The organism is Pseudoduganella dura (assembly GCF_009727155.1).
In the GTDB taxonomy this organism is placed as follows: Bacteria; Pseudomonadota; Gammaproteobacteria; order Burkholderiales; family Burkholderiaceae_D; genus Rugamonas; species Rugamonas dura.
In genome coordinates, this window is the sequence record NZ_WNWM01000002.1 from 2,743,318 (window position 1) to 2,769,629 (window position 26,312).

The window sequence follows — 26,312 nt, forward strand, 5'->3', positions numbered from 1 at the left end:
GTCAGGCGCGCTGCCGCACGGTGACGGTGCGCCGGCCGGGACGCACGTTGTATTTCTTCAGCAGTTCTTCCTGCAGGCCGCCCAGCGCGGCCAGCCGCGCATTGGCGGGGTCCAGGCGGCGCAGGTGCGCCACCAGTTCGATGCCCTTGGTGCCCAGCTTCTCGTCCCAGCCGGTGCGCTCCAGGTATTTCAGCACGGCCACGGCGGCGTTGAACACCACTTGCGGATTGTCCGGCAGCTTCTGCACCGCATCGAGCATCGTGTCCACGGCGCCGCGGTAGTCGCCGGCCCTGGCCTGCGACGCGCCCTGCGCCACCATTTCCGCCACCGCATGCCGGCTTTCCCTGGCGAGCCGGTTGGCCATCTCGCCCTTGCCCGACTGCTCCAGCAGGCGCATCGCCTTCGCCATCGGCGTGCCGCCGCCGGCGCTGGCCATCACGTTGCGCATCACTTCGGCGGCCTGCTGCTCGCGCCCGGCCGCGAGACAGGTGCGCGCCAGTTCGAGCTTCATGCCGGCGGACAGGTTCGGCGCCTCGCGCGCGCCGGCCAGCGCACTGTCGAGCGCGGCGCCCAGGCGCGCCGTGTCGCCGGTGGCCTCGAACAGCATCGCGGTGGCGATTGCCGCGCACACGGGCGTGTTCTCGCGATGCGCCAGCGAGCGTTCCATATCGCGGATCACCAGCTCGGCCTGCGCCGCATCGCCCTTCTTCAGCAGCGACTGGGCCAGCCGGGCATGGTCTTCGGGGTCGCGGAACTCGGAGAAGCGGGCACGCTGCAGCACCTGCTTGAGCGCCCGCTCGGCCGAATCGGCATCGCCCGCCTCCAGTGCCACCTCGCCCAGCCGGCGCAGGCGCCCCACCGCGTGCGGCGACAACGTGGCGGCATCGGCCAGCACCGCCTGCGCCTCGGCCAGCTGGCCGGCTTCCTCGTGCACGCGGGCCAGCCAGTCATAGGCGGCCAGATAGCGCTCGTTATGGCCCAGCAGCTCGGCCAGCATGTCGCGCGCTTCCTCCATCTTGCCGCGCAGGGCCAGCGTTTTTGCCTGCCCCAGGCGTGCCCACGGCGCGCTGCGCTCCTGCCACACGGCGGCATACACGTGCTCGGCCTGTTCCGGCTCGCCCAGCAGCAGGTGCGTTTCGGCACGCAGCCGCATGAAATCGGTCCGGTAGCGCGGCTGCGCCGTTTCCTGCCCGGCGCAGGCGGCAATCGCGCCGCGGTGCTCGCCCTCGTCCAGCAGGTGCTGCACGGATGCCAGGGCCGCGCGCCGGTCCAGCGCGCGCTCGATGCGCGCCAGCAGCGTATCGGCCTTGAACGGCTTGAGGATGTAATCGTCCGGCATCAGCTCGGCCACGCTGGTGACCTTGCTGCTTTGCCCCTCCGCCGTGACCATGAAGAACAGCGTGGCCGGCGCGATCAGTTCCTGCTGGCGCAGGTCCTCCAGCAGCTGCTGGCCGTCCTGCCCGCCTTCGAGTTCGTATTCGCACAGGATCAGGTCGAACTGCCGGGCCGCCAGCACGCGCAGCGCTCCCTGGGCGTTGGTCGCCACGTCCACCCTGGTCAGGCCCAGCGTGGTCAGCATGTTCTGCAGGTTGGCCCGCATGCCGGAGTGCGGCTCGATGAGCAGTGCCGTTAAGCCGTTCAGTTGCGCCATTTCGGTTGCGCCATGATAGGAGGTGAATGGAGTTTCTCAACGCATAGGATATGCGCCAGGCCGGGGTCGCGTCGCGCGCGACGACGCTTTTCCGGCGGGACGATGACGCCAGCGCAACAGCGGCCGCTGCGATGCCCGTTGCAATGGCAGGCACGATGCCCGCCGCGATGGCCACCGTGATGGCCCCTGCGGCCTTGCTATCCGCGCCCCTTGCGCACGCAGCGGTTCTTGCCTGCCAGGTCGATGTTCTGGTACCGGATTTCGTACTTGCCGCTGGCTAGCTGGTCGACGACGAATTTATCCTGCGCCTGCACGAACACGTAGCGCACGTTCGAGCGGCGCTCCAGGTCATAGACCTTGATGAACACCGGGAAGGCGTTGTCGCTGTTATCCAGCGTCAGCTGGGTATCGGCGCCCTTGTTCATCAGGGGAAAGCCGTTCACGTAGCCGGACTGCGTGGGCCAGGGCTCGCCGTTCGGCGCCACCAGCGCGGGCGTCTCGTTTTCGCAATCGCCGGCGTAGCCCGGCAGGATCACCTGCGAAAGCGCCACCACCTTGATCGGCGGCGGCTGCATGTCCCCTTCCGGCGAGTACGGGCGCGGCGCCGTTTCCCAGCCATCGGCGGTGTCGGCGTGGCCGGCGGCGCGGGGGTAAGGCGTGGCGGTGGCCGTCACTTCGCCGGCAGGCTTGCCGCCCCAGGCGGCCGCCAGTACCGTCGACACCTGCCGCGGTTCGGTAACCGTCAGCACGCCGCCCACCCACCCGGCGCCCAGGCACGTGATGGCGGTGAGCCACCAGCGCCAGCTGGCGAGCAGCCGGCGGCGGCGGCGAACGGGCACCACCGGGTCGGACCATGCCTGGGCCGGCCCGTCCCCCTTGCGGTACGGATCGTCCTGGCGGGTGCTTTCCACCAGTTCGATCTCGTATTCCTCCTGGGCGATCCAGTCGTCATGTTCCTTGCGCCGCTGCGGATCGGCCAGCGTGCCATAGGCGGTATTGACGATCGCCATGATGCGGGCGGCGCGTTCATCGCCGGGATTCTTGTCAGGATGGTATTTCTGGCTCAGCGCCTTGTAGGCGGCACGTACGACTTCCTGCGGCGCGCCACGGGCCACTTTCAGGTTGTCATAGTGAGTATGGATCTTTCCCATCGTTCCAGTATTGTCAGCCGCGCGTCACGACGGGTTTCGCGCCAGGTCAACCATAATAGCTGAACTTATAACTATTTTTGCACAGAAACAGGCGGGTACGGCGGAGGTTCGACATCATGCGCCGGCGCCTTCCGGTCCCGGCTACAGGCGATGCGCCCGGTCGCTCGCCACCAGCACGGGCGGCAGCGCAACATCCTTGCCGATGACCAGCACCTTGAACAGCTCCCCCATTTCCGCCGGCGACAGCAGCCTGTGGACCGCATTGGCCTGTGGCAGGTAGGCTTTCGTATCGGCCGGATCGGTGCGCAGCAGCAGGTCGCCGATGCCGGCGCCGAGCAGGAAGGATGCCTGGCTCATGTAGGCAAGCACTTCGACCCCGGCGGCATGGGCGGCCAGCGCCATGGCGGTGAAGTCCACGTGCGCGGTGATGTCCTGCAGGCCGGGCAGGAAGAACGGATCGGGATGCGCATGGTGGCGATAGTGGCACATCAGCGTGCCGGCCGACCGGTCCGCGTGATAGAACTCGTGCGCGGGAAAGCCGTAGTCGACCAGGATCGCCGCGCCGCGGCCCTTCGCCAGCAGCGCGCCCAGCGTGCGCATGAAACCGCAGGCGGTGCCGTGCACTTCCGTCACATAGCCTTCCGGCAGGCTGTCGTGTTCCGGGATCTGCCGCGCGATCTGTTCGAGCAGTTCGGCGGACGGCGCGGCGGGCACGTAGTCGAAGCGCCCTTCCGTCACCGTCACGCATTGCTCGCGCCAGCCGTCCGCCGTTTTCGTTACCAGGTGGACCGGCATCGCATCGAGCACCTCGTTGCCGAGCACCACGCCATCGAAGGCTTCCGGGAAGCCTTCGAGCCACACCACCTGGGGGAAATCGCGCAGCGCCTCCTGCTGCCGCACGCGCAGTTCGCCGGACAGTTCGACGATCGCATAGCGCTCCACCGCCACGCCCATGCCGGCCAGCTCGGTCAGCACGTCGCGCGCCAGTTTGCCGGTGCCGGCACCGAATTCGAGGATGGACGGTGCGCTTTGGGCGATAATGTCGGCGGCGACGCGCGCCAGCGCGGCGCCGAACAGCGGCGACATCTCCGGCGCGGTTGTAAAATCGCCATCCTTGCCCAGCTTGGCGGCGCCGCCCGTGTAATAGCCGAGGCGGGGCGCATACAGCGCCGTTTCCATGAAACTGGCAAAGGACAGCGCGCCATCGTGCCGCGCCACGTCGGCGGCGATCTGCTGCTGCAGGGAGTGCGACGCGGCCAGCGCGTCCGGAGAAGGTGCGGGAAGAGACATCCCCGCATTGTAGCGAATCGGGCATCGGACGACGAATGACATGACGACAACAGACCAATCCAGGGCGCCGGTGGCGCTCGTGACGGGCGCCGGGCGCCGGCTCGGCCGCGCGATCGCGCTGGCGCTGGCACGCGCCGGCTGGGACGTGGCCGTGCATTACCGCGCTTCGCGCCGCGATGCCGAGGAAGTGGTGCGCGACATCGTCGCACTGGGCCGCCGCGCGGTACCGCTGCATGCCGAGCTGTCCGACGAGGCGGCCGTCCGCCGGCTGCTGCCCGCCGCGGTCGACGCGCTGGGCCCGGTTACTTGCGTGGTCAACAATGCCTCGCTGTTCGATTACGACAGCGCCGCCGACTTCACGGCGGCAAAGCTCGATGCGCACATGCGCGCCAATGTGGCGGCGCCGGTGCTGCTGGCGCAGGCGCTGCACGAGCACACCGCCGAAGGGGCGCAATCCGTCGTGATCAATCTGCTGGACCAGAAGCTGTACAATCCCAATCCCGATTTCCTGTCGTACACGCTGTCGAAGGCGGCGCTGCACACGGCCACCACGCTGCTGGCGCAGGCGCTGGCGCCGAAGGTGCGCGTGGTCGGCGTCGCGCCGGGCATCACGATGGTGTCCGGCGACCAGAGCGCCGCAAGCTTCGAGAAAGCCCACACGCAAACGCCGCTGGGCCGCTCCAGCACTCCCGAGGACATCGCGGCCGCGGTGCTGTACGCGGCCACCGCGCGCGCCGTAACGGGCACCACGCTGCTGGTCGATGGTGGCCAGCACCTGCTGCCGCTGCCGCGCGATGTGATGTTCCTCGCCAAATAACCTTTTTATAGTCACTGATCCCATCATGCTGTCCGCCCTCACCCATCCCCGCCTGCAAGACTGCCGCCGGCTGTTCCTGCGCAACTACGAAGTGCTCATCAATATCGGCGTGCACGAATTCGAGAAGAAGGGCGAACAGCGCGTCCTGTTCAATGTCGACCTGTACATCCCGCTGGCAGTGTCCACGCCGAAGGCGGACGAGCTGCATGAAGTGGTCGACTACGACTTCATGCGCGACACGATCGCCGCCCGCATGGCCCAGGGCCACGTGCACCTGCAGGAAACGCTGTGCGACGACCTGGTCGATGCGCTGCTGGCCCATCCGCGCGTACGCGCGGTGCGCCTGTCCACGATGAAGCCGGACGTGTATCCGGATTGCGAAGGCGTGGGTGTCGAAGTGTTCCGGATCAAGGATGAAGCATGAACGCCGTCGTGGACAACATCGCAGACAAGGCCGCCGACAAATCGGCCGAGAAGGTCGCGTACGAGAACAACAAGCTGCACAAGCGCCTGTGCCGCCTGGTGGGCCAGGCGATCGGCGACTTCAACATGATCGAGGACGGCGACAAGGTGATGGTCTGCCTGTCCGGCGGCAAGGACAGCTACGCGCTGCTCGACATCCTGCTGACCCTGCGCGAGCGCGCGCCGATCCACTTCGACATCGTGGCCGTCAACCTCGACCAGAAGCAGCCGAACTTCCCGGCCGACGTGCTGCCCCGCTACCTGACGGCGCTGGGCGTGCCGTTCCACATCGAGAACCAGGACACCTACTCGATCGTCACGCGCCTGATCCCGGAGGGCAAGACCACCTGCTCGCTGTGCTCGCGCCTGCGCCGCGGTATCCTGTACCGCGTGGCCGATGAGCTGGGCTGCAACAAGATCGCGCTGGGCCACCACCGCGACGACATCCTCGAGACCTTCTTCCTCAACATGTTCTTCGGCGGCAAGCTCAAGGGCATGCCGGCCAAGCTGGTGTCGGACGACGGCAAGCACATGGTGATCCGCCCGCTGGCCTACGTGAAGGAAGAAGACACCGAACGCTATGCGGCGGTGAAGGGCTTCCCGATCATTCCGTGCGACCTGTGCGGCTCGCAGGAGAACCTGCAGCGCAAGCAGATCAAGGCAATGCTGCGCGACTGGGAGAAGAAAACCCCGGGGCGGGTGGAGAGCGTGTTCTCGGCGCTGTCCACCGTGGTGCCGTCGCACCTGATGGATCGGGACCTGTTTGGCTTCAAGGACCTGAAGACGGACGGCGTGGCCAATCCGCTGGGCGACATCGCGTTCGACGAGGAGCCATGCTCGACGCCGGCCGCGGTGCCGGGGATTATTCCGCTGCAGCCGCGGTAAGCTGGCAATGGTGCCGGTCCGCCGCGGCGGTCCGGCCGGTTTTCGTCAACGCCGTAACCAGATCCGCAAATCCGGGACGGACCCTGTTTTCCAGGAAAATTTTCCTGCAAAACAGGGTCCGTCCCTATTTTTTATGCCTGATACCTCAGCGGTGCCGGGCACGGTTTTCCTTCAGAATTTCTGCGCCGTGCGGTACACCGGATACAGGTTGAGCCGTTCGTCCCAGGAAGCATGGCGCCGGGCGAAGAAGTCCAGCCGGGCACGCGGGCTTTTCGCGAAATCGGCATCGTTGTCCAGCCGGTCCCTGAACGCGGCGGCCACGGCCGGGTCCTTCAGCTGTTCGCGGGCCACTTCTTCGGCCACGTATTCTTCCATGTACTCCTTGCGTTCGAACGCCGGGGTGAACATGCCCCATGCCAGCAGCGAGTCGACACTTCGCGGTTCCAGCATCGTCATCACGAGGCGCGCCTTCGGCTGGGCGATCGGCACGAACAGCGCGCCCTTCCCCACTTCGCGTGCCTCGGCGCTCCATGCGCCATCCACCGCCAGCATCTGGTGCCCTTCGAACGATTGCGGGGTCAGCTTCGTCTTCGTGGCACGGAACGCTTCCACCTCCACCTTGCCGGGTGCGGCGGCCAGCACCTTGAACGACACGCCGTGCTGCGTGAGCTTCGCGCCGACGATGGCCGCCTGCGCGGCGGGCACGATGTAGCCGCCGCCCGGCGCCTTGATGGTCAGGTCGGGCACGATCTCTTCGCGCAGCGGCACCTGCCACAGCTGCGGTTTCGTTTCATCGTATTGCGTCCAGGTGCCGCCCGACACATCGGAAGGCACGCGCTTGTATTCGTAGCCGCGGAAATCGATCGTCTGCACCTTGTCGGTGGTCTTGTAGCTCAGCGGGAAATCCTGCCCGGCGAGCGCCGCCGCGCGCGCATCGGCGGCCAGCGCGGTCTTGCGCCACCCGGCGCCATGCGTTGCAACCTGGTCCATCAGCGACACGATCGTGTTGTACGTGATTTTTACACGCGTGGGGTAATCCTTCCACGAATGCGTTTCGACCAGCATGCCGAAGCGGTTGCGCAGGTAGAAATAGCCGGTCGAAAAGCGCGCCGTGGACATCTCGTCCACGAAGCCCGATTGCGGCTCATCCGTCTTCGCGAACGAAATGTAGAAGTGCTTGGGGTCCGATCCCTGCTTCCTCAGGTCGCCGATCACGTTGTCGCGCAGCGCGGTGCCGGCTTCGCGCAGGGCAGCGTCGCCGCCATGCACCGGTTCCACCTGGATCGACACATCCGGCTCGAACTTGGCGCCGTCGGTCACGTGCAGGTCGATGTAGGCCAGCGGATCCCACCCGTTCACCAGTGCCAGCATGGCCTGCATCTCGGGCGCGTCGGCCTTCACGTAATCGCGGTTCAGGTTGTAGTTCTGCGCCGTGACGCGCCAGCCCATCTCCACCGGGCCGCGCTGGTTCGGCCGGTTGTTCGGGCCGAAGCGCTCGTGGCCATCCACGTTGAACACGGGGACGAACAGCAGCACCTGCCTGTCGAGTGCACCGGGCAGTATCTTGCCTTCCAGTGCCCGGCGCAGCGCCAGGAAGCCGGCATCCTTGCCGTCGATCTCGCCGGCGTGGATGCCGCCCTGCACCAGCAGCACCGGGATGTTCTTCTTCTTCGCACCTTCGGCCGTCAGCGCGCCGCTCTTCGACACGGCCAGCGCCAGCATCGGCCGCCCTTCCGGCGTGCGGCCGAACTCGAAGCAGCGCACCGCCTTCGGGTAAGCCTTCTGGAAGTCCGCGCACAGCCTGATCACTTCGTCGTAGCGGCCGGTGGCCTGGAAGCCGGAACGCTCCGAGACAGTGGTGAGATCGGGCGCGGCATGGGCCAGGGGAACAGCGGCGAGCAAGGCAAGCGACAGTGCGGTGCGAATCATCTACAGGGCTCCGGAAAGGGTCGGTGGACCGATAAAAAAATAGCGGAACCCGGCACGGATCGCGTGCCGGGTTCCGCTACGGCTGAAGCATTATAGACTTGCAGCCTGCCCTTCGCGCCCGGCCGGGCCGGAAACATTGGCATGGGAGGTCCTTGTGGGAACCGAACCATACCAAGCGTGTTGTCTTTTTTGAACGAAGGCTTTCGCAGCTGCTTATGCAAGCTTTGCCGACGCATGAGCCGGCTGAATGGCTTGCATTTTGTCAGCCACGCGGAGATGCCGGAACGGCATCCCCTGCCGGTGAATCAGGCCGCGTGCGGCGTGACGGCCGATGGGCGTGCAATACCGGGCCCGGTGGCTTGCCCAGTGCCGTGATACGCCGCCAGCAGCGAGGCCTCCTTCTGCTTCGCCGCCTTCAGGTGCCGCTCCTTCACATGCCCATAGCCGCGGATGTCTTCCGGGATACGGGCGATCGCCACTGCCGTGTCCAGGTTCTCCTTCGTGAGCTTCGGCAGCAGCGCCAGCACGGTCTCGCGGTAGCTGCCGATCAGCGCACGCTCCATTTTCCGCTCGGCCGTATGGCCGAACACGTCGAGCGGCGTGCCGCGCAAGCCCTTCAGCCTGGCCAGAAAGCCGAACACCTGCCGCATCCACGGGCCGAACTGCTGCTTGACCAGGTGGCCGTCCTTGTCCTTCTTCGCCAGCAGCGGCGGCGCGAGGTGGTACTTCACCTCGTAGTCGCCCTCGAACATGCCTTCGATCTTCTGCCGGAACGCGGGATCGGCGTGCAGGCGCGCAACCTCGTACTCGTCCTTGTACGCCATCAGCTTGTACAGGTAGCGTGCCACTGCTTCGGTCAGTTTCTTCGTGCCCAACGGCTCCTCGGCGCGGCGCACCTGGGCGATGAAGTCCGTGTACTGGCGGGCATAGGCGGCGTTCTGGTACGCCGTCAGCAGCTCGACGCGCCGGGTCATCATCTCGTCCAGCGTTTGCGTGCGCTTGAATTCGATGACCTGCGCCGGCGCCGCCAGCTTCGTCACCGCGGCGAGGTCGTGCGCCGCATAGCGGCCCCAGTTGAACGCAGCCTTGTTGAACGCGACGGACACGCCGTTCAGTTCGATCGCCTTCACCAGCGCCGCTTCCGACAGCGGTACATGGCCCTTCTGGAAGCAGTAGCCCAGCATGAACATGTTGGTGGCGATCGCGTCGCCCATCAGCGCGGTGGCGATGCGGCCCGCATCGATGAAGTCCACCCGGTCGTTGCCGCACGCACGCACGATTTCCGCCTGCGAGCCCACGCCGGGGAACTGCCAGTCCGGGTTCTTCACGAACGCCGCCGTGGTGGCGCCGGTGGAATTGATCGCGGCCCAGCTGCGGCCTTCGCCCATCCGGCTCAACGCATCGCGGCTGGCGGTCACGATCTGGTCGCAGCCGATCACCAGGTCGGCGCTGCCGGTGCCCACGCGCGTGGAATGCAGATCCGCCTGACGGTCGGCCAGCCGCACGTGCGACATTACCGGCCCGCCCTTCTGTGCCAGCCCGCTCATGTCCAGCACCACGGCGCCCTTGTTCTCCACGTGTGCCGCCACCGCCAGGATCTGGCCGACCGTGACGACGCCGGTGCCGCCGATGCCGGTGATCAGGATGCCATACGGCTGCGCGGTCGATGGCAGCGCCGGCGCGGGCAGTGCCGGCACTTCGCCGCCTGCCGCGGCCTTCTTCGGCTTCTTCAGCGTGCCGCCTTCGACGGTGACGAAACTGGGGCAAAAGCCCGACACGCACGAATAATCCTTGTTGCAGCTGGACTGGTTGATCTGGCGCTTGCGGCCCAGCTCCGTTTCCAGCGGCTCCACGGACAGGCAGTTCGACTGCACCGAGCAGTCGCCGCAGCCTTCGCACACGGCCTCGTTGATGACCACGCGCCTGGCCGGGTCCGGGTACTCGTTGCGTTTCCGGCGGCGCCGTTTCTCGGAGGCGCAGGTCTGGTCGTAGATCATCGCCGACACGCCGGGCATGTCGCGCAGTTCCTTCTGCACATCCATCAGTTCCGAACGGTGGCGCACCGTCACGCCCGGCGCCCAGGCGTAATCGTCCGGGTATTTCCCCGGATCGTCGGTGACGACGATGATCGGCGCGACGCCCTCGGCGGCGATCTGCCGCGAGATCATGCCGGGGTCCAGCGGGCCGTCGAATGCCTGACCGCCCGTCATCGCCACCGCGTCGTTGAACAGGATCTTGTAGGTGATGTTGACCTTGGCGGCCACGGCGGCGCGGATCGCCAGGATTCCGGAGTGGAAGTAGGTGCCGTCGCCGAGGTTGGTGAACACGTGCTTTTCGTTGGTGAACGGCGCCTGGCCCACCCACGTGACGCCTTCCGCGCCCATGTGCGTGAAGGTCGACGTTTCGCGGTCCATCCACAGCACCATGTAGTGGCAGCCGATGCCGGCCAGCGCGCGCGAACCTTCCGGCACCTTGGTCGACGTGTTGTGCGGGCAGCCCGAGCAGAAATACGGCGTGCGGTCGGTTTCCGGATTGGCTTTCAGCGGCACGTTCTTCAGCACCAGTTCCTTCGCTTCCAGGAAGGCGATGCGTTCCTGCACGCGCTTCGCGACCGGGTGGCCGGCGCAGTAGTGCGAGATGCGGCTGGCGATGGCGCGGGCGATCTGCGCCGGGTTCAGCTCATACGTGGCCGGCAGCAGCCAGTCGCCGTGGCCGCTGCGGTGCTGGTTCGACCATTCGCCGGTGTCGTCGAACTTGCCGACCACGCGGGGGCGCTGGCCATCCGGCAGGTTGTACAGCTCTTCCTTCAGCGCGTATTCGAGGATCTGGCGCTTTTCCTCCACCACCAGGATCTCGTCGAGCCCGCGCGCGAATTCATGCACGCCGTCCGCTTCCAGCGGCCACGTCATGCCGATCTTGTACAGGCGGATACCGATGTCGGCGGCGGCCTGCTCGTCGATGCCCAGGTCGGCCAGCGCCTGGCGCGTGTCGAGGTACGACTTGCCGGCGGTGATGATACCGATCTTCGGCGTCGGGCTGTCCCAGATAATCTTGTTGAGCTTGTTGGCGCGGCAGTACGCCAGCGCGGCGTACCACTTGTAACTGTTCATCCGCACTTCCTGGTCGAGCACCGCGTCGGGCCAGCGGATGTTCAGGCCGCCCGGCGGCAGCTCGAAGTCGTCCGGCATGGCGATCTGCACGCGGTCGGGGTCGAAGTCGATCACGGCGCCCGATTCGATGATGTCCGTCACGCACTTCATCGCCACCCACAGGCCGGTGTAGCGGCTCATCGCCCAGCCGTGCAGGCCGTAGTCGATGTATTCCTGCACCGACGACGGATACAGCACCGGAATGCCGCAGGCGGCCAGGATGTGATCGGACTGGTGCGCGGTGGAAGAGGACTTTGCCGCGTGGTCGTCGCCGGCCAGCACCAGCACGCCGCCGTGCCGGGCGGTGCCGGCGTTGTTGGCGTGCTTGAACACGTCGCCGCAGCGGTCCACGCCGGGGCCCTTGCCGTACCACATCGAGAAGACGCCGTCGTACTTCGCGTCGGGGAACAGGTTGGTTTGCTGCGTGCCCCAGACGGACGTGGCGGCCAGGTCTTCGTTCATGCCGGGGTGGAACTTGACGTGATGCGCGTCGAGGTATTTTTTCGCCTTCACTGCCGTCATGTCGATGGAGGTGACGGGCGAGCCCCGGTAGCCGGTGATGAAGCCGGCCGTGTTCAGCCCGGCCTGCAGGTCGCGTTCGCGCTGCAGCATCGGCAGGCGGATCAGCGCCTGGGTGCCGGTGAGGAACGCGCGGCCGCGTTCCAGGGTCCATTTGTCGTCGAGGGTGATGTCCTCTTTGCCTAGCTCCGTACCCTTGTGAGGTGCGTTCATGGGTTGTCTCCAATATTCTTCGAAAAGCTTCAAGCCGGCGCGCCCTCTGACGGGGCGCTGCCGGCTTTGCATTGTGTCGCCGAACTGATCTGTGCCTGTGCTTATGCCGGTGTCGTTGGCTTGTCCTCCAGCACGCCGCGCCGGATCTGGTCCAGCTCGATCGACTCGAACAGCGCGCGGAAGTTGCCTTCGCCAAAGCCCTGGTCGCCCTTGCGCTGGATGATCTCGAAGAAGATCGGCCCGATCACGTTCTGCGTGAAGATCTGCAGCAGCAGTTCGCGCCCGTGCTCGCTGTTGGCCTGCCCGTCGACCAGGATGCGCAGGCGGCGCAGCTCATCGAGGTTTTCGCCATGGTTCGGCAGGCGCCGGTTCACCAGCTCGTAGTACGTTTCGATCGTATCCTGGAATGCGATACCGCTGTCGCGCATTCCCTGGATCGAGCGGTAGATGTCGTCGGTGCCCAGCGCGATGTGCTGGATGCCTTCGCCATGGTATTCGTTCAGGTATTCGGCGATCTGCGACTTGTCGTCCGACGATTCGTTGATGGGAATGCGGATCTTGCCGCATGGCGAAGTCATCGCCTTCGACTTCAGGCCCGTCAGCTTGCCGGCGATGTCGAAGTAGCGGATTTCGCGGAAGTTGAACAGCCGTTCGTAGAAACCGGCCCACTCGGCCATGCGGCCGCGGTAGACGTTGTGCGTGAGGTGATCGATATACGTGAGGCCGTTGCCGACCGGGTTCGGGTCGACGCCCGGGATCGCCACGAAGTCGGCATCATAGATGCTGATGTCGCCGATGCTGCCGGGCGCCTGGCCCTTGGCGGTGTTCTTGCCGCGCCAGCGGTCGACGAGGTACAGCAGCGAATCACCCACGCCCTTGATGGCGGGAATGTTCAGTTCCATCGGCCCGGTCTTGTTGTCGAAGCCCCAGGCGCCCATTTCCAGCGCCTTGTTGTAGACATGGGCGGCGTCGTCGACGCGGATCGCGATCGCGCACACCGACGGGCCGTGCTGGCGCGCGAAACGCTGCGCGAACGAGTGCTGCTCGGCATTGATGATGAAATTGATCTCGCCCTGGCGGTACAGCGTGACATCCTTGGTGCGGTGGCGCGCGATCGCCGTGAAACCCATGTTCTCGAACAGCTTGCCGAGCGCCTTTGGATCGGGGGCGGCGAACTCGACGAATTCGAATCCGTCGGTTCCCATCGGGTTGTCCCAGGGGGTGAATTGCATTGCTTGTCTCCTTGTTCGAATAGCGAAAAGTATAGGCTTCGAGGCGGAGAATTAAATTGCCAACCTGTCCCGACCTTGCGGATTTTGAGCAATAATATTGCGTCGACAGGACATTTATGGAGATTTGATGACGAAGATCGCGCTGGACAAGACAGACCGGAAAATTCTTTCCATCCTGCAGGAGGATGGCCGCCTGTCGAACCAGGACGTGGCCGAGCAGGTCAGCCTGTCGCCGTCGCCATGCCTGCGCCGCATCAAGCGACTGGAAGAGGAAGGCGTGATCCGCCAGTACGTGGCCCTGCTCGATCCGGACAAGATCGGCCTGGGCCTGCTGGCCTATGTCAACGTGCGGCTGGAAAAGCACAGCGACGCCGCCGCCGTGGCGCACAGCACGGCCAGGGCCCTGGGCGCCTTGCCGGGCACGGTATCGCCGCGCGAGGATTTCGCCGTGGCGGTCGAGGGCTGGCCGGAAGTGGTCGCCTGCTATGCGATGACGGGCGAGATGGATTACCTGCTGCGCGTGCACGTGGAAGACATGGACCACTTCTCGCGCTTCATGATGGCCACGCTGCTGCGGCACCCGGCCGTGCTGGACGTGAAATCGAGCTTCGCGCTGCAGCGCATAAAAGATACGACGGCCCTGCCGCTCGTTTGACTGATTTTACTTCTTTCGCCGCGGCAGCAGGTCGAGCAGCTTGACGGCGCGCCGCACATTGGCCTTCAAGGCGTAATCGATCGTGGCCAGCTGCTCCTGCATCGCTTCCTGCAGCACGCTGGAAGGATCGGCCGGGCCCAGCTTCAGGTAGGCATCCGCCTCGCCGTAGTCGCGGTGGATTTCCATCCCCGCCTTCTTCGCGATGTGCATCATGATCTGGTTCGACGACAGGCAGTGCATTGTCAGCGTGTCGACATCGTGGTTGCGGCACACGATCGCGGCGCGCTCGAACAGCTTCGAGCCGATGCCCAGCCCGCGCGCCGATTTCAATACCGAGACGCCGAATTCTGCCACGCGGTCCTTCTCCGTCATGCCATCCTTTTCCGGCTGCCGCTCCGCGAATCCCAGGTGCCCCACGGCAACGAGGCGGAACACGCGGTTGTAGACGCCGAACACGATGTCGCGCCCGAAGTCGATGCTGTCGACGTATTTCGTCACCTGCTCGTCCGACAGGTGCGAGCCGAAGCGCAGCAGCCGGTCGCGCCCTTCGATCTGCAGGAAGTGGCGCACCATGCGGCGGCGGTCCCGTTCGCGCAGTTCCTTGATGGGAATCGTCGGCCGCGGCTCGGGGCGGCCCAGCCACTTGTGCAGCGGGTTGCGGAACAGGTTCAGGCGGGGCATCAGCCCTCCCCGCCCGGGTCGTCCGGTTCGTCGTGCCGGGCCAGTGCCTGGCGTACCGCGCGCACGCGGGCTTCGCGCACCATGTCCGGAATGCGCCCGGGCTGATCGCCACAGGCCAGCGCGATCTCGCCCGCATTGATGCCGCGCGCGGCGGCCAGCGCCCGCTCCAGGTAATCACGCTGCGGGAACGGCGCGTCGCGGAACGAGCGGGCGGCGCCCTCGCGGCCGCGGGCATCGCATTCCGACACCTGCAGCAGCTGGACGAAGCGCGCCGGCTTGCGGAAACCGTCGCTGCGTTCGAACAGCTTGACAATCGTGTTGCAGCGCAGCTCCAGCGCCCGGCTTACATTGCCGTGTTCGCGCGCCGCCAGCACGGCCAGGTCGCGGCATTCGGTCGGCACCTTCAGCCGCGCGCAGACATCCTTGACCAGTGCGGCGCCGAGGCCTTCGTGGCCGTGATGGGCCGGCCACCTGTCGGGCGGCGTGGCGCCCTTGCCCAGGTCGTGCAGCAGCGCGGCGAAGCGCACCGGCAGGTCGTAGCCCTGTGCGGCCGCGTAGTCGGCCACTTGTTCCATGTGGATGCCGGTATCGATTTCCGGGTGCCACTGCTCCGGCTGCGGCACGCCCCACAGGCGGTCCAGTTCCGGCACGATACGGGCCAGCGCGCCGCAATCGCGCAGCACCTGCAGCATGCGCGACGGCCGCCTTTCCATCAGGCCGCGCGACAGTTCCTGCCACACGCGCTCGGGCACCAGCGCATCGACTTCGCCCTCATCGACCATCCGGCGCATCAGCGCGTTGGTTTCGGGCGCCACCATGAAATCGGCATAGCGGGCGGCGAAGCGGGCCACGCGCAGGATGCGCACCGGGTCTTCGGCAAACGCATCGGAAACGTGCCGGAACACGCGGCGGGCGATGTCGCCCTGGCCGTCGAACGGATCGGTCAGCGTGCCGTCTTCGGCGCGGGCGATGGCGTTGATCGTCAGGTCGCGGCGCACCAGGTCCTGCTCCAGCGTCACGTCGGGCGCCGTGTGGAACACGAAGCCCGTGTAGCCGGGCGCGGTCTTGCGCTCGGTGCGGGCCAGCGCGTATTCCTCGTGCGTGTCCGGGTGCAGGAATACCGGAAAATCCTTGCCCACGGCGCGAAAGCCCTGCCGCACCATCTGTTCCGGCGTGGCGCCGACGACCACGTGGTCATGGTCCTTGACGGGCAGTCCCAGCAGCGTGTCGCGGACGGCACCGCCAACGACGAAAGTCTTCATTCGCCGTCCGCGCCTTCGTCCGCGCTGTTGCTCACTTCTGCATGCGCCTCCTCGATCCAGCGCGCCACGGCGGGATGCCGCGTGATCCGTTCGCAATAGGCCGACAATGCCGGCGGCAGCGCCACGCCATAGGTGTTGAAGCGCGTGACGACCGGCGCGAAGAACGCGTCCGCCAGCGAAAAGTCGCCGAACAGGTACTCGTTGTGGCCGAAGCGGCACAGGCACTCTTCCCAGATTTCGCTGACGCGGCCGATATCGGCCTGCGTGTCCGGGGTGCGGCCCTGGCCCGGCAGGCGGGCGGTGATGTTCATCGGCAGCGTGCTGCGCAGGCTCGCGAAGCTCGAGTGCATTTCGGCGCAAATGGAACGCGCCGTGGCGCGCGCCGCCACGTCCTGCGGCCACAGGTGCTTGTCGGGGAACTGCTCGGCCAGGTATTCGCAGATCGCCAGGCTGTCCCAGATCGTCATGTCGCCGGCCAGCAGCACGGGCACGCGGCCGCTGTGCGTGTAGCGGGCGATATTGCCGGAAGTGCCCGGCAGGTCGAGCTTCACGCGCACCTCGGTGAACGGAATGCCGAAGGCGGTCATTGCCACCCAGGGCCGCATCGACCAGGAAGAAAGATTCTTGTTGCCGATGACGAGGGTAAGGCCCGGCTCGCGGGCGGCGGCCAGGGTCTGGCTCAGGGTAGGGTCGAGATCGATCGTTTGCATGGGTGAAAAGGTAATGGGAGCGCGCCGGATCAGCGGCTCGAGAAACTGGTCTGCTGCGGTGCCTGCTCGCGCGGCCCCTTCTCGCGCAATTCGCTGTCGGAATAGCCCTTCGGCGTGACGATGCCCAGGCGCGCCTTCATCGATTGCGGCCGGCCTTCGAACAGCGCCGCATAGTAGGTGGCGTTGGTCATCACGTTCTTCACGTAGCCGCGGGTTTCCGAATACGGAATCGACTCGATGAACACGGTGGCGTCCATCGGCTTGTTCAGCGCCGAGCGCCAGGCGCGCAGCCGGCCCGGGCCGGCGTTGTAGGCGGCGGTGGCCAGTACCTGCGAGCCATCCATGCTGCCCAGGACCATGTTCATGTAGTTGGCCCCCAGCAGGATGTTGGTGCGCACGTCCGTCAGCATGTCCTGCACGAAATTCGTCAGGCCGATCTTGTTGGCGACCCAGCGCCCGGTGGACGGCATCACCTGCATCAGGCCGGACGCGCCGGCGCTCGACTGGGCGTTCATCACGAAGCGCGATTCCTGGCGAATCAGGCCATACACCCAGGCGCGGTCGAGGCCGAGGGTGCTGGTGGTGGGCCGCATGATTTCATCGTGCGGCGCCGGGTAGCGGTGGGTGTAGTCGGCCAGCGCGCGGGTGCGTTCGGACGTGTACACCATGCGATCGAGGATATGGTGCTGGCGCGCATATTCGGCCACGGCGATCAGTTCGCGGTCCGACAGGTGGCGCACTTCCCAGTTCCATTCGCGCATGCCTTCGAAGCGCAGCCGCATGTCGAAGAACTTCAACGCGCGGCGGATGCCCGGGTTGGCGGCGATCGCGGCGATTTCGGCCGCCGTCACCGGTGCGCCGGGCGCCGGAATGCTGACCGTGCGGCCCAGTTCCTCGGCGGCCAGCAGGCCGTAGTAATCCTCGCGGTCGGCGATGCTCTGGTACAGGAACTGCGCTTCCGGCGTCATGCCGCCGGCCAGCGCGACCGCGGTGCGGGCCTGCCAGTACACCCAGGTGGGATCCTGCCGCAGTTGCGGCGGCATCGCGGCAATGTAGTCGCGCACCTGCTGCCAGTTGCCGTCGCGCAGCGCGTAGCGGGTGCGCCACTGGTGCTGGTCGATCGACAGGGGCGCGCCGTTGGCACGGCGCCAGTACTCGGACGTTTCCGGCGCCACCACATAGGACGCGGGCAACGCGATGTTGGCCCAGCCGATCGCCTGTTCCTGCGCAGTGAGCTGCGGCAGCGCCTTCTGCAGCGCCAGCACCGACAGCTTGATGCTGGTGCGCGCGGCGCGGCCCAATGCAACCAGGAACACTTCGCGGTCGGCCTTGGTGCCGCCGACGCCCTTGGCCAGCACCACGGCCGGCACGTCGATCGCCTGGGCGATTTTCTTGTCGGAGCCGTTGAGCAGCATGATCGTGCGGCGCGCCGGCCCGGTGGCATTCGTTTCGCCGGCCAGGCGCACCTGCGCCCACAGGTCATCCTGGGTGAACTGGCCGGTCTGCGCCAGCGACGCGACCAGCGCGGTGCAGCCATCGCCGTAATACGGCGGATAGATCAGCAACGCCCGCGCTTCGGCGGCCACGTTTTCGCCTTTCGACAGGCGCGACAGCAGGCCATAGCACTTGACCTGGGTATCGTCCTTCAGCACGAACAAGGGAAATTGCTGGTCGAACATCGCCCAGTCGCCCCTGCGGCCCAGTTCGAGCAGCCAGTCGTTGCGCAGGCGATCGGCGATCGCGCTGCCTTCGTGGCGCTGCAGGAAGCCCAGGATCTCCGCCGTGCTGGCGGCAGTGAAACGGGATTTGAGCCGATAATAGTCGACGTACGAAGGAATGGCGTAGTCGGCGAGGCGCGCGGCGTAGAACTCGGCCTTCGCGGCATCGTTGCGGCGCACGGAATCGCGCAGCAGCAGGAACGCATCGTCCTCCTTGCGGCTGTCGCCCAGGTCCTGCGGGATCGCGAGCGGCGTGATGGCGCAGGAAATCGCGAGCAGTGCGCCGGCTATCCATTTCGACGGGAAAATCAAGATGCGGCTCTCAGAAACGGCTCTCAAAAAGTGACATGACCAGCGATCCTAGAATAACACGCCTGACTGAAGGGCTACCACCCGCAAGCGTGCCGACGGCCGCGGCCGGCAAGGCCGCATTGCGCAAGCAACTGTTGGCGGCACGCCGCAACCTGCCGGCGGAAACGCGCGCGCAATGGGATGCCGGCATCTGCCGGCACATCGTCGAATGGTGGCACGACGCGCGGGTGGATGCGCTCGGCGTCTACTGGCCGCTGCGCGACGAGCCGGACCTGCACCCCGCCTACGCCGAGCTGGCGCGGCTGGGCGTGCGGCTGCTGCTGCCGGTCGTGCTGCAGCGCGATGCGCCGCTCGACTTCGCCGCGTGGGCGATCGGCGAGCCGCTGGTCAAAGATGCGATGGGCATCGCCGTGCCCGCCGAACTGCGCATCGAGCCTTATCCGCCGGCACTGCTGGTGCCCTGCCTGGGCTTCAATGCCGCCGGCTACCGGCTGGGGTACGGCGGCGGCTTCTATGACCGCACGCTGGAAAAACAGCCGCGGCCGGCCACGGTGGGCATCGCCTACGCATGCCTTGCCGCCGAGTTCGGCAGCGACGGGCACGACATCGCGCTGGACCGGATCATTACCGAGGCGGGCTAGAAACCCGGGACAGACCCCTGTTTCCAGGAACTATTTCCTGAAACCCCAGGTCTGTCCCGGGTTTTGTCACTTCTCCTGCTGCTGTCACAACGCTGCCGTGATCGCGGCTGATTCAAAAACAGGGACGGATTTTTACTTCACCAGCCGCTGCCACAGCGCCGTCGTGGCGGCCGCCTGGTTCATGCTGTAGAAGTGCAGGCCGGGGGCGCCGCCGTCGAGCAGGCGCTCGCCCAGACCGGTCACCACGTCGAGGCCGAACGCCTTGATTGACGCGGTGTCGTCGCCGAAGCTGGCCAGCTTGAGCCGCACCCAGCGCGGGATCTCGGCGCCGCACATGTCGGAAAAACGCATCAGCTGCGTGTAGTTCGTGATCGGCATGATGCCCGCCACGATCGGCACGGTAACGCCGGCTTTCTGCGCCGCGTCGACGAACTGGAAGTACGCGTCGGCATTGTAGAAATACTGCGTGATCGCGGCATCGGCGCCGGCGTTCACCTTGCGCACGAAGGCGTCCAGGTCCGACTGCGGCGATTTTGCCTGCGGATGCACTTCCGGGTAGGCGGCCACTTCGATGTGGAACCAGTCGCCCGTTTCGGCGCGGATGAATTCCACCAGCTCGTTGGCATAGCGGAACTCGCCGGCCGCGCCGTAGCCGCTGGGCAGGTCGCCGCGCAGCGCGACGAGGCGCTTGATGCCGTGCGACTTGTATTCGCCCAGGATGGCGCGGATCGAGTCGCGCGTGCCGCCCACGCACGACAGGTGCGGCGCGGCTTCCTCACCGGCGGCCAGGATGTCGAGCACGGTATCGAGCGTGCCGCGCTGGGTGGTGCCGCCGGCGCCGAACGTTACGGAAAAATACTTGGGATGCAGCTCGGACAGCTTGGCGCGCGTGGCACGCAGCTTTTCCGCGCCTTCCGCCGTTTTCGGCGGAAAGAATTCGATACTAAAATTATGGTCAGCCATCGGCGTCTTTCAACAACAGGGAAGAGAGGGCCCAGGAGATCACGCTGTACAGCAATGCGCCGCCGACCGCCGCCCAAAAACTCGTCACGTTGAACCCGCTCACCCACTGCGATACCAGCCAGAACGTGAAGCCGTTGACGATGAAAATGAACAGGCCCAGCGACAATACCGTTACCGGCAGGGTCAGCAGGAGCAGCAGTGGGCGGATCAGCGTATTCACCAGTCCCAGGACGAGCGCCGCGATCAGGGCTGCGCCGACGCTCGTGACGTCGACGGAATGCATCAGGTAAGGCACTGCGAACAGGGCCGCGGCATTGATAATCCAGGTCAGGACCAAACGCATGAATAAGCCTAAAAGCGAAATGAATTGAAAATGCGGTGCAAAAAAAGGCCGGCTGCGCCGGCCTTCGTACCGATCAATAGCGGTAGTGTTCCGGCTTGTACGGGCCTTCGACCTTCACGTTGATGTAGGCGGCCTGCTCTTCCGTCAGCTCGCTCAGCTGCGCGTTCAGCTTTTTCAGCTGCAGGCGGGCCACTTTCTCGTCCAGGTGCTTCGGCAGCGTGTAGACGCCGACCGGGTACTTGTCCTTGTGCTGGAACAGTTCGATCTGGGCGATGGTCTGGTTCGCGAACGACGAGCTCATCACGTAGGACGGGTGGCCCGTGCCGCAACCCAAATTCACCAGGCGGCCTTCGGCCAGCAGGATGATGCGTTTGCCATCCGGGAAGATCACGTGATCGACCTGCGGCTTGATGTTTTCCCACTGGTACTTCTTCAGTGCCGCGACATCGATCTCGTTGTCGAAGTGACCGATATTGCAGACGATCGCCTGGTCCTTCATCTTCAGCATGTGCTGTTCGGTGAGGATGTGGTAATTGCCGGTGCAGGTGACGAAGATGTCGCCGTGTTCTGCGGCGTAATCCATCGTCACGACGCGGTAGCCTTCCATCGCGGCCTGCAGCGCGCAGATCGGATCGATCTCGGTGACCCACACCTGGGCCGACAGCGCGCGCATCGCCTGCGCCGAGCCCTTGCCCACGTCGCCGTAGCCGGCGATCACGGCCACCTTACCGGCGATCATCACGTCGGTCGCGCGCTTGATGCCGTCGACCAGCGATTCGCGGCAGCCGTACAGGTTGTCGAACTTCGATTTCGTCACGGAATCGTTGACGTTGATTGCCGGGAAGGCCAGCTTGCCGTCCTTGTGCATCTGGTACAGGCGGTGCACGCCGGTGGTGGTTTCCTCGGTCACGCCCAGGATGGCCGGCAGGCGCTTCGAATACCACGTGGCATCCTTCGCCAGGCGGGCCTTGATCGCGTTGAACAGGCAGATTTCTTCTTCCGAGCCAGGATTGTCCAGCACCGACGCATCCTGCTCGGCGCGCGCGCCCAGGTGCAGCAACAGCGTGGCGTCGCCGCCATCGTCCAGGATCATGTTCGAGTACACGCCTTCGCCCGGCCATTCGAAGATGCGGTGGGTGTAGTCCCAGTATTCATCCAGCGTTTCGCCCTTGATGGCGAACACCGGAGTACCGGCCGCGGCGATCGCGGCGGCGGCGTGGTCCTGGGTCGAGTAGATGTTGCACGAAGCCCAGCGCACCTGCGCACCCAGTGCTTCCAGCGTGCGGATCAGCACGGCGGTCTGGATCGTCATGTGCAGCGAACCGGTGATGCGGGCGCCCTTGAGGGGCTGCGCGGCGGCGAATTCTTCCTGGATCGCCATCAGGCCAGGCATTTCCGTTTCCGCGATCTTGATTTCTTTTTCGCCCCATGCGGCCAGGCCGATGTCGGCAACGATGAAGTCTTGGGAGTCTTTGAGTACGGCGTTCATCACGCCTCCTTTCAATGTTGAAAAAAGTTGACGTGAGCGCGGTTGCAGAAGTTCCGAGCCTGGCGGATTCGAACGATCCGTCGCAACGCTCCTCGGAGAACAGGCATTCTATAACAAAAAACCGAAGCATCGCTTCGGTTTTTTGTTGGCTAAAACCGGGGTCAGACCCCAGTTTTTGGAAATATTTCCTAAATTTGGGGTCTGACCCCGGTTCTAGAAAAGTTTTTCAGGACAGTCCGGCGGCGGCGCGCAGGGCGGCGGCCTTGTCGGTGCGCTCCCACGTGAATTCCGGCTCTTCGCGGCCGAAGTGGCCGTAGGCGGCCGTCTTGCGGTAGATCGGGCGGAGCAAGTCCAGCATCTGCACGATCCCTTTCGGGCGCAGGTCGAAGTGTTCCTGCACCAGTTCGGCGATCTTCTCGTCCGGGATCACGCCGGTGCCTTCCGTGTACACGGTGATGTTGATCGGGCGGGCCACGCCGATCGCGTACGACACCTGCACCTGGCACTGGCGCGCCAGGCCGGCGGCCACCACGTTCTTGGCCACGTAGCGGGCGGCGTAGGCGGCCGAACGGTCGACCTTGGACGGGTCCTTGCCGGAGAATGCGCCGCCGCCGTGCGGCGCCGCGCCGCCGTACGTGTCGACGATGATCTTGCGGCCGGTCAGGCCGCAGTCGCCCTGCGGGCCGCCGATGACGAAGCGGCCGGTCGGGTTGACCAGGTATTTCGTATCCTTCAGCCACTCTTTCGGCAGCACCGGGCGGATGATCTCTTCGATCACCGCTTCCTCGATCTGCTTGTGCTGCATTTCCGGCGCGTGCTGGGTGGACAGCACGACGGTGTCCACGGCCACCGGGCGACCGTTGACGTAGCGCAGCGTGACTTGCGACTTGGCATCCGGACGCAGCCATGGCAGGCGGCCATCCTTGCGCAACTGCGATTGGCGCTCCACCAGGCGGTGCGAGTAGTAGATCGCGGCCGGCATCAGTTCCGGCGTTTCGTCGCAGGCATAACCGAACATCAGGCCCTGGTCGCCGGCGCCCTGGTCCAGGTCGATGCCGGCGCCTTCGTCCACGCCCTGGGCGATGTCCGGCGACTGCTTGTCATAGGCCACCAGCACGGCGCAGCCGCGGTAGTCTATGCCGTAGTCGGTGTTGTCGTAGCCGATGCTTTTGATGGTTTCGCGGGCAACCTGAATATAATCCACGTTCGCGAAGGTGGTGATCTCACCCGCCAGCACCACGAGGCCGGTGTTGCACAGCGTTTCAGCGGCGACACGCGCAGCGGGGTCCTGGGCCAGGATGGCATCGAGGATGGCGTCGGAAATCTGGTCCGCAACCTTGTCGGGGTGGCCTTCGGAAACGGATTCGGATGTGAAGAGGTAATCGATGGAAGACATCGCAAGCTCCTGTAAAAGTTGTAGAGACTGAAATTGATAGAACTGTCGCAACAACCCATACGGCTTGCGACGCTTTAGCGATATTTTTATCCCGCCTCGCAAGTTGTCTGTTAACTCGGCGGTTACTGCTGCGTGGTATTTTACGCTTCTTCAAAAATTTTTGCGCAGGTACACTTCTTTTTTGCGAGTTCATGCTGTTACGAATCTTCCGTTTCTTTTCAATATTTCCACTGCCGGTGCTCCATGGATTGGGCAGCTTGCTGGGATGGGGCGTTTACCTTCTGTCGCCGTCGTACCGCCGCCGCATGCGCGAGAACATGGCCCTCGCCGGCTATGACGGGCACCTGCGCCAGGCCATTGCCGAGGCCGGCAAGGCGGTGGCCGAATTGCCCTTTGTCTGGCTGGCCTCCGAACAGCGGATCGCACGGCGCGTCTTCCTGAAAAACTATGAGCTGGTCGAAGCGCACCTGCGCGCCGGCCGCGGTATCGTGTTCCTGACGCCACACCTGGGCTGTTTCGAGATCACCGCGCAGCGCGTGTCGCACGATACCGAACTGATGGTGATGTATCGCCCGCCGAAGCAGGCGGCCATGAAGCCGCTCGTCGAAGTGGCACGGGCCCGCGGCCAGATGGTGCTGGCGCCGGCCAACCTGGCCGGCGTGCGGATGCTGGCCAAGTTCCTGAAATCGGGCAAGCCGGTCGGCATCCTGCCGGACCAGGTGCCCCAGGAAGGCGAAGGCGTGTGGGCCGATTTCTTCGGCCGCCCCGCCTACACGATGACCTTGCCGGCCAAGATGGCCAGGCTGGGCGGCAACGCACCGGTGGTGCTGACCTATGCCGAGCGGCTGCCGGGCGGGCGCGGCTTCCTGATCCACTTCGTGCCGTTCCCCGGCTCGCTGGAAGGCGACAACGCGCAGCAGGCGCGCGCGATCAACGCGGCGATGGAAGGGCTGATCGCCGGCTGCCCGGCGCAGTATTACTGGAGCTACAACCGCTACAAGGTACCGCCCGGCGTGGCGGCACCCGGCGCAGGCACCGGCAACAGCCCGGGCAACAGCGCCGGCAATGGCGCCGGGGAGGCCGCATGAAGATCCTGCTTGGCTTCATGTGGCTGCTGCACTGGCTGCCGCTGCCGGTGCTGGGCCGCTTCGGCACTGCCGTCGGCAGCCTGCTGTTCATCATCATGGGCCCGCGCCGCGAGATCGCGCTGACCAACCTGCGCCTGGCGATGCCCGAACTCACGGAAGACCAGCGCCGCGCCCTGGCCCGCCGGCATTTCCAGGCCTATTCGCGCAGCGTGTTCGACCGGGCGATCCTGTGGTGGGCATCGGAAAGACGCCTGCGCCGCCTGATCCGGATCGAAACCGGCGAAGGCATGCCGCCCGGCCAGATCCCGGTGGCCGCGATGACCGAGAAGCCGACTATCCTGCTGTGCCCGCATTTCGTGTGCCTGGACGTGGCCGGTGCCTCGATCGCGATGGAAGCGTCGGCGTCGTCGATGTACGTGCAGCAAAAGAACGCCGCGTTCGATGCCGTGCTGCGTGCCGGCCGGGCCCGGTTCAAGCCCGTCAAGCTGTTCACGCGGCAGGACGGCATCAAGCCGATCCTGCGTGCGCTGCGCGACCGCCTGCCCTACTTCATGCTGCCGGACATGGACTTCGGCGAGAAGGATGCCGAGTTCGTGCCGTTCTTCGGCACGCCGGCCGCCACCTTGACGGCCACCGCGCGCATCGCCGCCACGACCGGTGCCCAGGTCATGCCGGTGATCGCGACCTTTTTGCCGAATTACCAAGGATGGCGCGTCAAGTTCTATCCGGTGTGGGACAATTATCCCGGTACCGACATGGTTGCCGCCACGCGCCGCATGAACGAGTTCATCGAGGAACGCGTGCGCGAGGCGCCGGCGGAATATTTCTGGACCCACAAGCGCTACAAGACCCGCCCGAACGGCGAACCGTCCTTCTATTCGAACAAGCGATGAAACTCAAATTTACCAAGATGCATGGCGCCGGCAACGACTTCATCGTCATCGACGCCATCAACCAGCAGATCGACTTCACCACCGCGCAGTGGAAAGCGCTGGCGGACCGCCGCTTCGGCATTGGCGCCGACCAGCTGCTGGTGGTCGAGAAACCGACCAATCCGGGCTGCGACTTCCGCTACCGCATCTTCAACAACGATGGCGGCGAAGTGGAACAGTGCGGCAACGGCGCCCGCGCGTTCGCCAGGTTCGTGGCCGAAAAAGGCCTTACGCAAAGCCGCAGCATCGCTGTCGAAACGATGTCGGGCATCATCGCGCCGCGCCTGGAAGATGATGGCAGCGTCACGGTGGACATGGGTGCGCCCGTGTTCGATCCGGCCCTCGTGCCGTTCGACACCGAGGGCCTGGCGGGCCTGCCGGAAGGCGACGACACGCTGTGGCCGCTCGTGCTGGAACTGGCCGGCGAGAAGGAAACCGTGCCGGTGTCCGTGCTGTCGATGGGCAATCCGCACGCCGTGCAGGTGGTGGCCGATACCGACACCGCGCCGGTCGAACTGACCGGCCCGCTGATCGAGCACCATGCCCACTTTCCGAAGCGCGTCAACGCCGGTTTCATGCAGGTGGTGAGCCGCCGGCACATCCGCCTGCGCGTGTTCGAACGCGGCGCCGGCGAGACGCTGGCCTGCGGTACGGGCGCCTGCGCGGCCGTCGTGGCGGGCATCCGCCGCGGCTTGCTCGATTCGCCGGTGCGCGTGGATGCGCGCGGCGGCGAACTGTCGATCGCGTGGGCCGGCGATGGCGAACCGGTGTACCTCACCGGCCCCGCCGTCACCGTGTTCGAAGGCGAAATCACCCTCTGAAGC

The 26,312-nt window shown here is 65.6% G+C and carries 22 protein-coding genes and 1 riboswitch; of the genes, 8 read left to right on the plus strand and 14 right to left on the minus strand.

The window, feature by feature from the left end:
• Nucleotide 1: 1 nt before the first annotated feature.
• The 3 genes from GJV26_RS11965 to GJV26_RS11975 all read right to left on the minus strand — a co-directional run bounded on the left by GJV26_RS11965 (nt 2) and on the right by GJV26_RS11975 (nt 4,092).
• Nucleotides 2-1,651 (minus strand): tetratricopeptide repeat-containing response regulator, encoded by a 1,650-nt coding sequence (locus GJV26_RS11965; RefSeq protein WP_155709002.1) that lies wholly within the window; start codon nt 1,649-1,651, stop codon nt 2-4.
• A 197-nt stretch (nt 1,652-1,848) separates the two neighbouring features.
• On the minus strand, nt 1,849-2,802 hold the full coding sequence (locus GJV26_RS11970) for a J domain-containing protein (RefSeq protein WP_155709003.1): 954 nt from the start codon (nt 2,800-2,802) through the stop codon (nt 1,849-1,851).
• A 141-nt stretch (nt 2,803-2,943) separates the two neighbouring features.
• Nucleotides 2,944-4,092, minus strand: coding sequence for a class I SAM-dependent methyltransferase (locus GJV26_RS11975; RefSeq protein ID WP_155709004.1), 1,149 nt, complete (start codon nt 4,090-4,092; stop codon nt 2,944-2,946).
• A 40-nt stretch (nt 4,093-4,132) separates the two neighbouring features.
• Between GJV26_RS11975 and GJV26_RS11980 the strand changes: the two genes are divergently transcribed.
• Genes GJV26_RS11980 through ttcA form a run of 3 tightly spaced genes read left to right on the plus strand, consistent with a single transcriptional unit; the run spans nt 4,133 to nt 6,256 of the window.
• Nucleotides 4,133-4,909: an SDR family oxidoreductase gene (locus GJV26_RS11980; RefSeq protein WP_155709005.1), complete on the plus strand. Its 777-nt coding sequence runs from the start codon at nt 4,133-4,135 to the stop codon at nt 4,907-4,909.
• Nucleotides 4,910-4,934: 25 nt separating this feature from the next.
• On the plus strand, nt 4,935-5,333 hold the full coding sequence (locus tag GJV26_RS11985; protein WP_155709006.1) for a dihydroneopterin aldolase: 399 nt from the start codon (nt 4,935-4,937) through the stop codon (nt 5,331-5,333).
• Entirely contained in the window at nt 5,330-6,256 is a 927-nt protein-coding gene (gene ttcA, locus GJV26_RS11990) for a tRNA 2-thiocytidine(32) synthetase TtcA (RefSeq protein WP_155709007.1), read from the plus strand. Before GJV26_RS11985 ends, ttcA begins: the two co-directional genes overlap by 4 nt.
• A gap of 171 nt (nt 6,257-6,427) precedes the next feature.
• Here ttcA and GJV26_RS11995 read toward each other — a convergent pair whose 3' ends face one another.
• The 3 genes from GJV26_RS11995 to hppD all read right to left on the minus strand — a co-directional run bounded on the left by GJV26_RS11995 (nt 6,428) and on the right by hppD (nt 13,298).
• Nucleotides 6,428-8,185 (minus strand): M14 family metallopeptidase, encoded by a 1,758-nt coding sequence (locus GJV26_RS11995; RefSeq protein ID WP_155709008.1) that lies wholly within the window; start codon nt 8,183-8,185, stop codon nt 6,428-6,430.
• A 305-nt stretch (nt 8,186-8,490) separates the two neighbouring features.
• The gene (locus GJV26_RS12000) at nt 8,491-12,066 is read right to left on the minus strand and encodes an indolepyruvate ferredoxin oxidoreductase family protein (protein WP_155709009.1); all 3,576 of its coding nucleotides are present in this window, start codon (nt 12,064-12,066) and stop codon (nt 8,491-8,493) included.
• A 101-nt stretch (nt 12,067-12,167) separates the two neighbouring features.
• The gene (gene hppD, locus GJV26_RS12005; RefSeq protein ID WP_155709010.1) at nt 12,168-13,298 is read right to left on the minus strand and encodes a 4-hydroxyphenylpyruvate dioxygenase; all 1,131 of its coding nucleotides are present in this window, start codon (nt 13,296-13,298) and stop codon (nt 12,168-12,170) included.
• Nucleotides 13,299-13,425: 127 nt separating this feature from the next.
• Between hppD and GJV26_RS12010 the strand changes: the two genes are divergently transcribed.
• Nucleotides 13,426-13,953 (plus strand): Lrp/AsnC family transcriptional regulator, encoded by a 528-nt coding sequence (locus tag GJV26_RS12010; RefSeq protein WP_137315692.1) that lies wholly within the window; start codon nt 13,426-13,428, stop codon nt 13,951-13,953.
• A 6-nt stretch (nt 13,954-13,959) separates the two neighbouring features.
• Here GJV26_RS12010 and GJV26_RS12015 read toward each other — a convergent pair whose 3' ends face one another.
• Genes GJV26_RS12015 through GJV26_RS12030 form a run of 4 tightly spaced genes read right to left on the minus strand, consistent with a single transcriptional unit; the run spans nt 13,960 to nt 18,636 of the window.
• A complete protein-coding gene (locus tag GJV26_RS12015) occupies nt 13,960-14,634 on the minus strand; it encodes a GNAT family N-acetyltransferase (protein WP_155709011.1) in 675 nt (224 codons plus the stop codon).
• A complete protein-coding gene (locus GJV26_RS12020) occupies nt 14,634-15,896 on the minus strand; it encodes a multifunctional CCA addition/repair protein (protein ID WP_155709012.1) in 1,263 nt (420 codons plus the stop codon). The genes GJV26_RS12015 and GJV26_RS12020 overlap by 1 nt, the downstream gene beginning before the upstream one ends.
• Nucleotides 15,893-16,606 (minus strand): glutathione S-transferase family protein, encoded by a 714-nt coding sequence (locus GJV26_RS12025; protein WP_155709013.1) that lies wholly within the window; start codon nt 16,604-16,606, stop codon nt 15,893-15,895. The genes GJV26_RS12020 and GJV26_RS12025 overlap by 4 nt, the downstream gene beginning before the upstream one ends.
• A 29-nt stretch (nt 16,607-16,635) precedes the next feature.
• Entirely contained in the window at nt 16,636-18,636 is a 2,001-nt protein-coding gene (locus GJV26_RS12030; RefSeq protein WP_155709014.1) for a lytic transglycosylase domain-containing protein, read from the minus strand.
• Between the two features lie 89 nt (nt 18,637-18,725).
• Here GJV26_RS12030 and GJV26_RS12035 point away from each other — a divergent pair, with 89 nt between their 5' ends.
• Complete coding sequence (locus GJV26_RS12035) at nt 18,726-19,277, plus strand: 5-formyltetrahydrofolate cyclo-ligase (RefSeq protein ID WP_229427926.1); 552 nt, start codon at nt 18,726-18,728, stop codon at nt 19,275-19,277.
• A gap of 132 nt (nt 19,278-19,409) precedes the next feature.
• Here the strand turns inward: GJV26_RS12035 and metF are convergent, their stop codons facing one another.
• From metF to metK, 4 genes are all read right to left on the minus strand, one after another.
• Complete coding sequence (gene metF / locus GJV26_RS12040) at nt 19,410-20,240, minus strand: methylenetetrahydrofolate reductase [NAD(P)H] (RefSeq protein ID WP_155709016.1); 831 nt, start codon at nt 20,238-20,240, stop codon at nt 19,410-19,412.
• Nucleotides 20,233-20,583: a phage holin family protein gene (locus GJV26_RS12045; RefSeq protein WP_155709017.1), complete on the minus strand. Its 351-nt coding sequence runs from the start codon at nt 20,581-20,583 to the stop codon at nt 20,233-20,235. Before GJV26_RS12045 ends, metF begins: the two co-directional genes overlap by 8 nt.
• A gap of 73 nt (nt 20,584-20,656) precedes the next feature.
• Nucleotides 20,657-22,072, minus strand: coding sequence for an adenosylhomocysteinase (gene ahcY, locus GJV26_RS12050; RefSeq protein ID WP_155709018.1), 1,416 nt, complete (start codon nt 22,070-22,072; stop codon nt 20,657-20,659).
• A 27-nt stretch (nt 22,073-22,099) separates the two neighbouring features.
• Nucleotides 22,100-22,172, minus strand: a riboswitch (S-adenosyl-L-homocysteine riboswitch).
• Nucleotides 22,173-22,298: 126 nt separating this feature from the next.
• A complete protein-coding gene (metK, locus tag GJV26_RS12055) occupies nt 22,299-23,468 on the minus strand; it encodes a methionine adenosyltransferase (protein WP_155709019.1) in 1,170 nt (389 codons plus the stop codon).
• Between the two features lie 191 nt (nt 23,469-23,659).
• Between metK and GJV26_RS12060 the strand changes: the two genes are divergently transcribed.
• Genes GJV26_RS12060 through dapF form a run of 3 tightly spaced genes read left to right on the plus strand, consistent with a single transcriptional unit; the run spans nt 23,660 to nt 26,309 of the window.
• Nucleotides 23,660-24,556: a lysophospholipid acyltransferase family protein gene (locus GJV26_RS12060; RefSeq protein ID WP_155709020.1), complete on the plus strand. Its 897-nt coding sequence runs from the start codon at nt 23,660-23,662 to the stop codon at nt 24,554-24,556.
• Entirely contained in the window at nt 24,553-25,449 is an 897-nt protein-coding gene (locus GJV26_RS12065; RefSeq protein ID WP_155709021.1) for an LpxL/LpxP family acyltransferase, read from the plus strand. Before GJV26_RS12060 ends, GJV26_RS12065 begins: the two co-directional genes overlap by 4 nt.
• Nucleotides 25,446-26,309, plus strand: coding sequence for a diaminopimelate epimerase (gene dapF, locus GJV26_RS12070; RefSeq protein WP_155709022.1), 864 nt, complete (start codon nt 25,446-25,448; stop codon nt 26,307-26,309). Before GJV26_RS12065 ends, dapF begins: the two co-directional genes overlap by 4 nt.
• The last annotated feature ends 3 nt before the right edge of the window (nt 26,310-26,312 follow it).

Bases quoted from the DNA above. Each gene is read 5' to 3' on its own strand.
- GJV26_RS11965 (WP_155709002.1), bottom strand. From the start codon at position 1,651: ATGGCGCAACTGAACGGCTTAACGGCACTGCTCATCGAGCCGCACTCC.
- GJV26_RS11970 (WP_155709003.1), bottom strand. From the start codon at position 2,802: ATGGGAAAGATCCATACTCACTATGACAACCTGAAAGTGGCCCGTGGC.
- GJV26_RS11975 (WP_155709004.1), bottom strand. From the start codon at position 4,092: ATGTCTCTTCCCGCACCTTCTCCGGACGCGCTGGCCGCGTCGCACTCC.
- GJV26_RS11980 (WP_155709005.1), top strand. From the start codon at position 4,133: ATGACGACAACAGACCAATCCAGGGCGCCGGTGGCGCTCGTGACGGGC.
- GJV26_RS11985 (WP_155709006.1), top strand. From the start codon at position 4,935: ATGCTGTCCGCCCTCACCCATCCCCGCCTGCAAGACTGCCGCCGGCTG.
- ttcA (WP_155709007.1), top strand. From the start codon at position 5,330: ATGAACGCCGTCGTGGACAACATCGCAGACAAGGCCGCCGACAAATCG.
- GJV26_RS11995 (WP_155709008.1), bottom strand. From the start codon at position 8,185: ATGATTCGCACCGCACTGTCGCTTGCCTTGCTCGCCGCTGTTCCCCTG.
- GJV26_RS12000 (WP_155709009.1), bottom strand. From the start codon at position 12,066: ATGAACGCACCTCACAAGGGTACGGAGCTAGGCAAAGAGGACATCACC.
- hppD (WP_155709010.1), bottom strand. From the start codon at position 13,298: ATGCAATTCACCCCCTGGGACAACCCGATGGGAACCGACGGATTCGAA.
- GJV26_RS12010 (WP_137315692.1), top strand. From the start codon at position 13,426: ATGACGAAGATCGCGCTGGACAAGACAGACCGGAAAATTCTTTCCATC.
- GJV26_RS12015 (WP_155709011.1), bottom strand. From the start codon at position 14,634: ATGCCCCGCCTGAACCTGTTCCGCAACCCGCTGCACAAGTGGCTGGGC.
- GJV26_RS12020 (WP_155709012.1), bottom strand. From the start codon at position 15,896: ATGAAGACTTTCGTCGTTGGCGGTGCCGTCCGCGACACGCTGCTGGGA.
- GJV26_RS12025 (WP_155709013.1), bottom strand. From the start codon at position 16,606: ATGCAAACGATCGATCTCGACCCTACCCTGAGCCAGACCCTGGCCGCC.
- metF (WP_155709016.1), bottom strand. From the start codon at position 20,240: ATGGCTGACCATAATTTTAGTATCGAATTCTTTCCGCCGAAAACGGCG.
- GJV26_RS12045 (WP_155709017.1), bottom strand. From the start codon at position 20,583: ATGCGTTTGGTCCTGACCTGGATTATCAATGCCGCGGCCCTGTTCGCA.
- ahcY (WP_155709018.1), bottom strand. From the start codon at position 22,072: ATGAACGCCGTACTCAAAGACTCCCAAGACTTCATCGTTGCCGACATC.
- metK (WP_155709019.1), bottom strand. From the start codon at position 23,468: ATGTCTTCCATCGATTACCTCTTCACATCCGAATCCGTTTCCGAAGGC.
- GJV26_RS12060 (WP_155709020.1), top strand. From the start codon at position 23,660: ATGCTGTTACGAATCTTCCGTTTCTTTTCAATATTTCCACTGCCGGTG.
- GJV26_RS12065 (WP_155709021.1), top strand. From the start codon at position 24,553: ATGAAGATCCTGCTTGGCTTCATGTGGCTGCTGCACTGGCTGCCGCTG.
- dapF (WP_155709022.1), top strand. From the start codon at position 25,446: ATGAAACTCAAATTTACCAAGATGCATGGCGCCGGCAACGACTTCATC.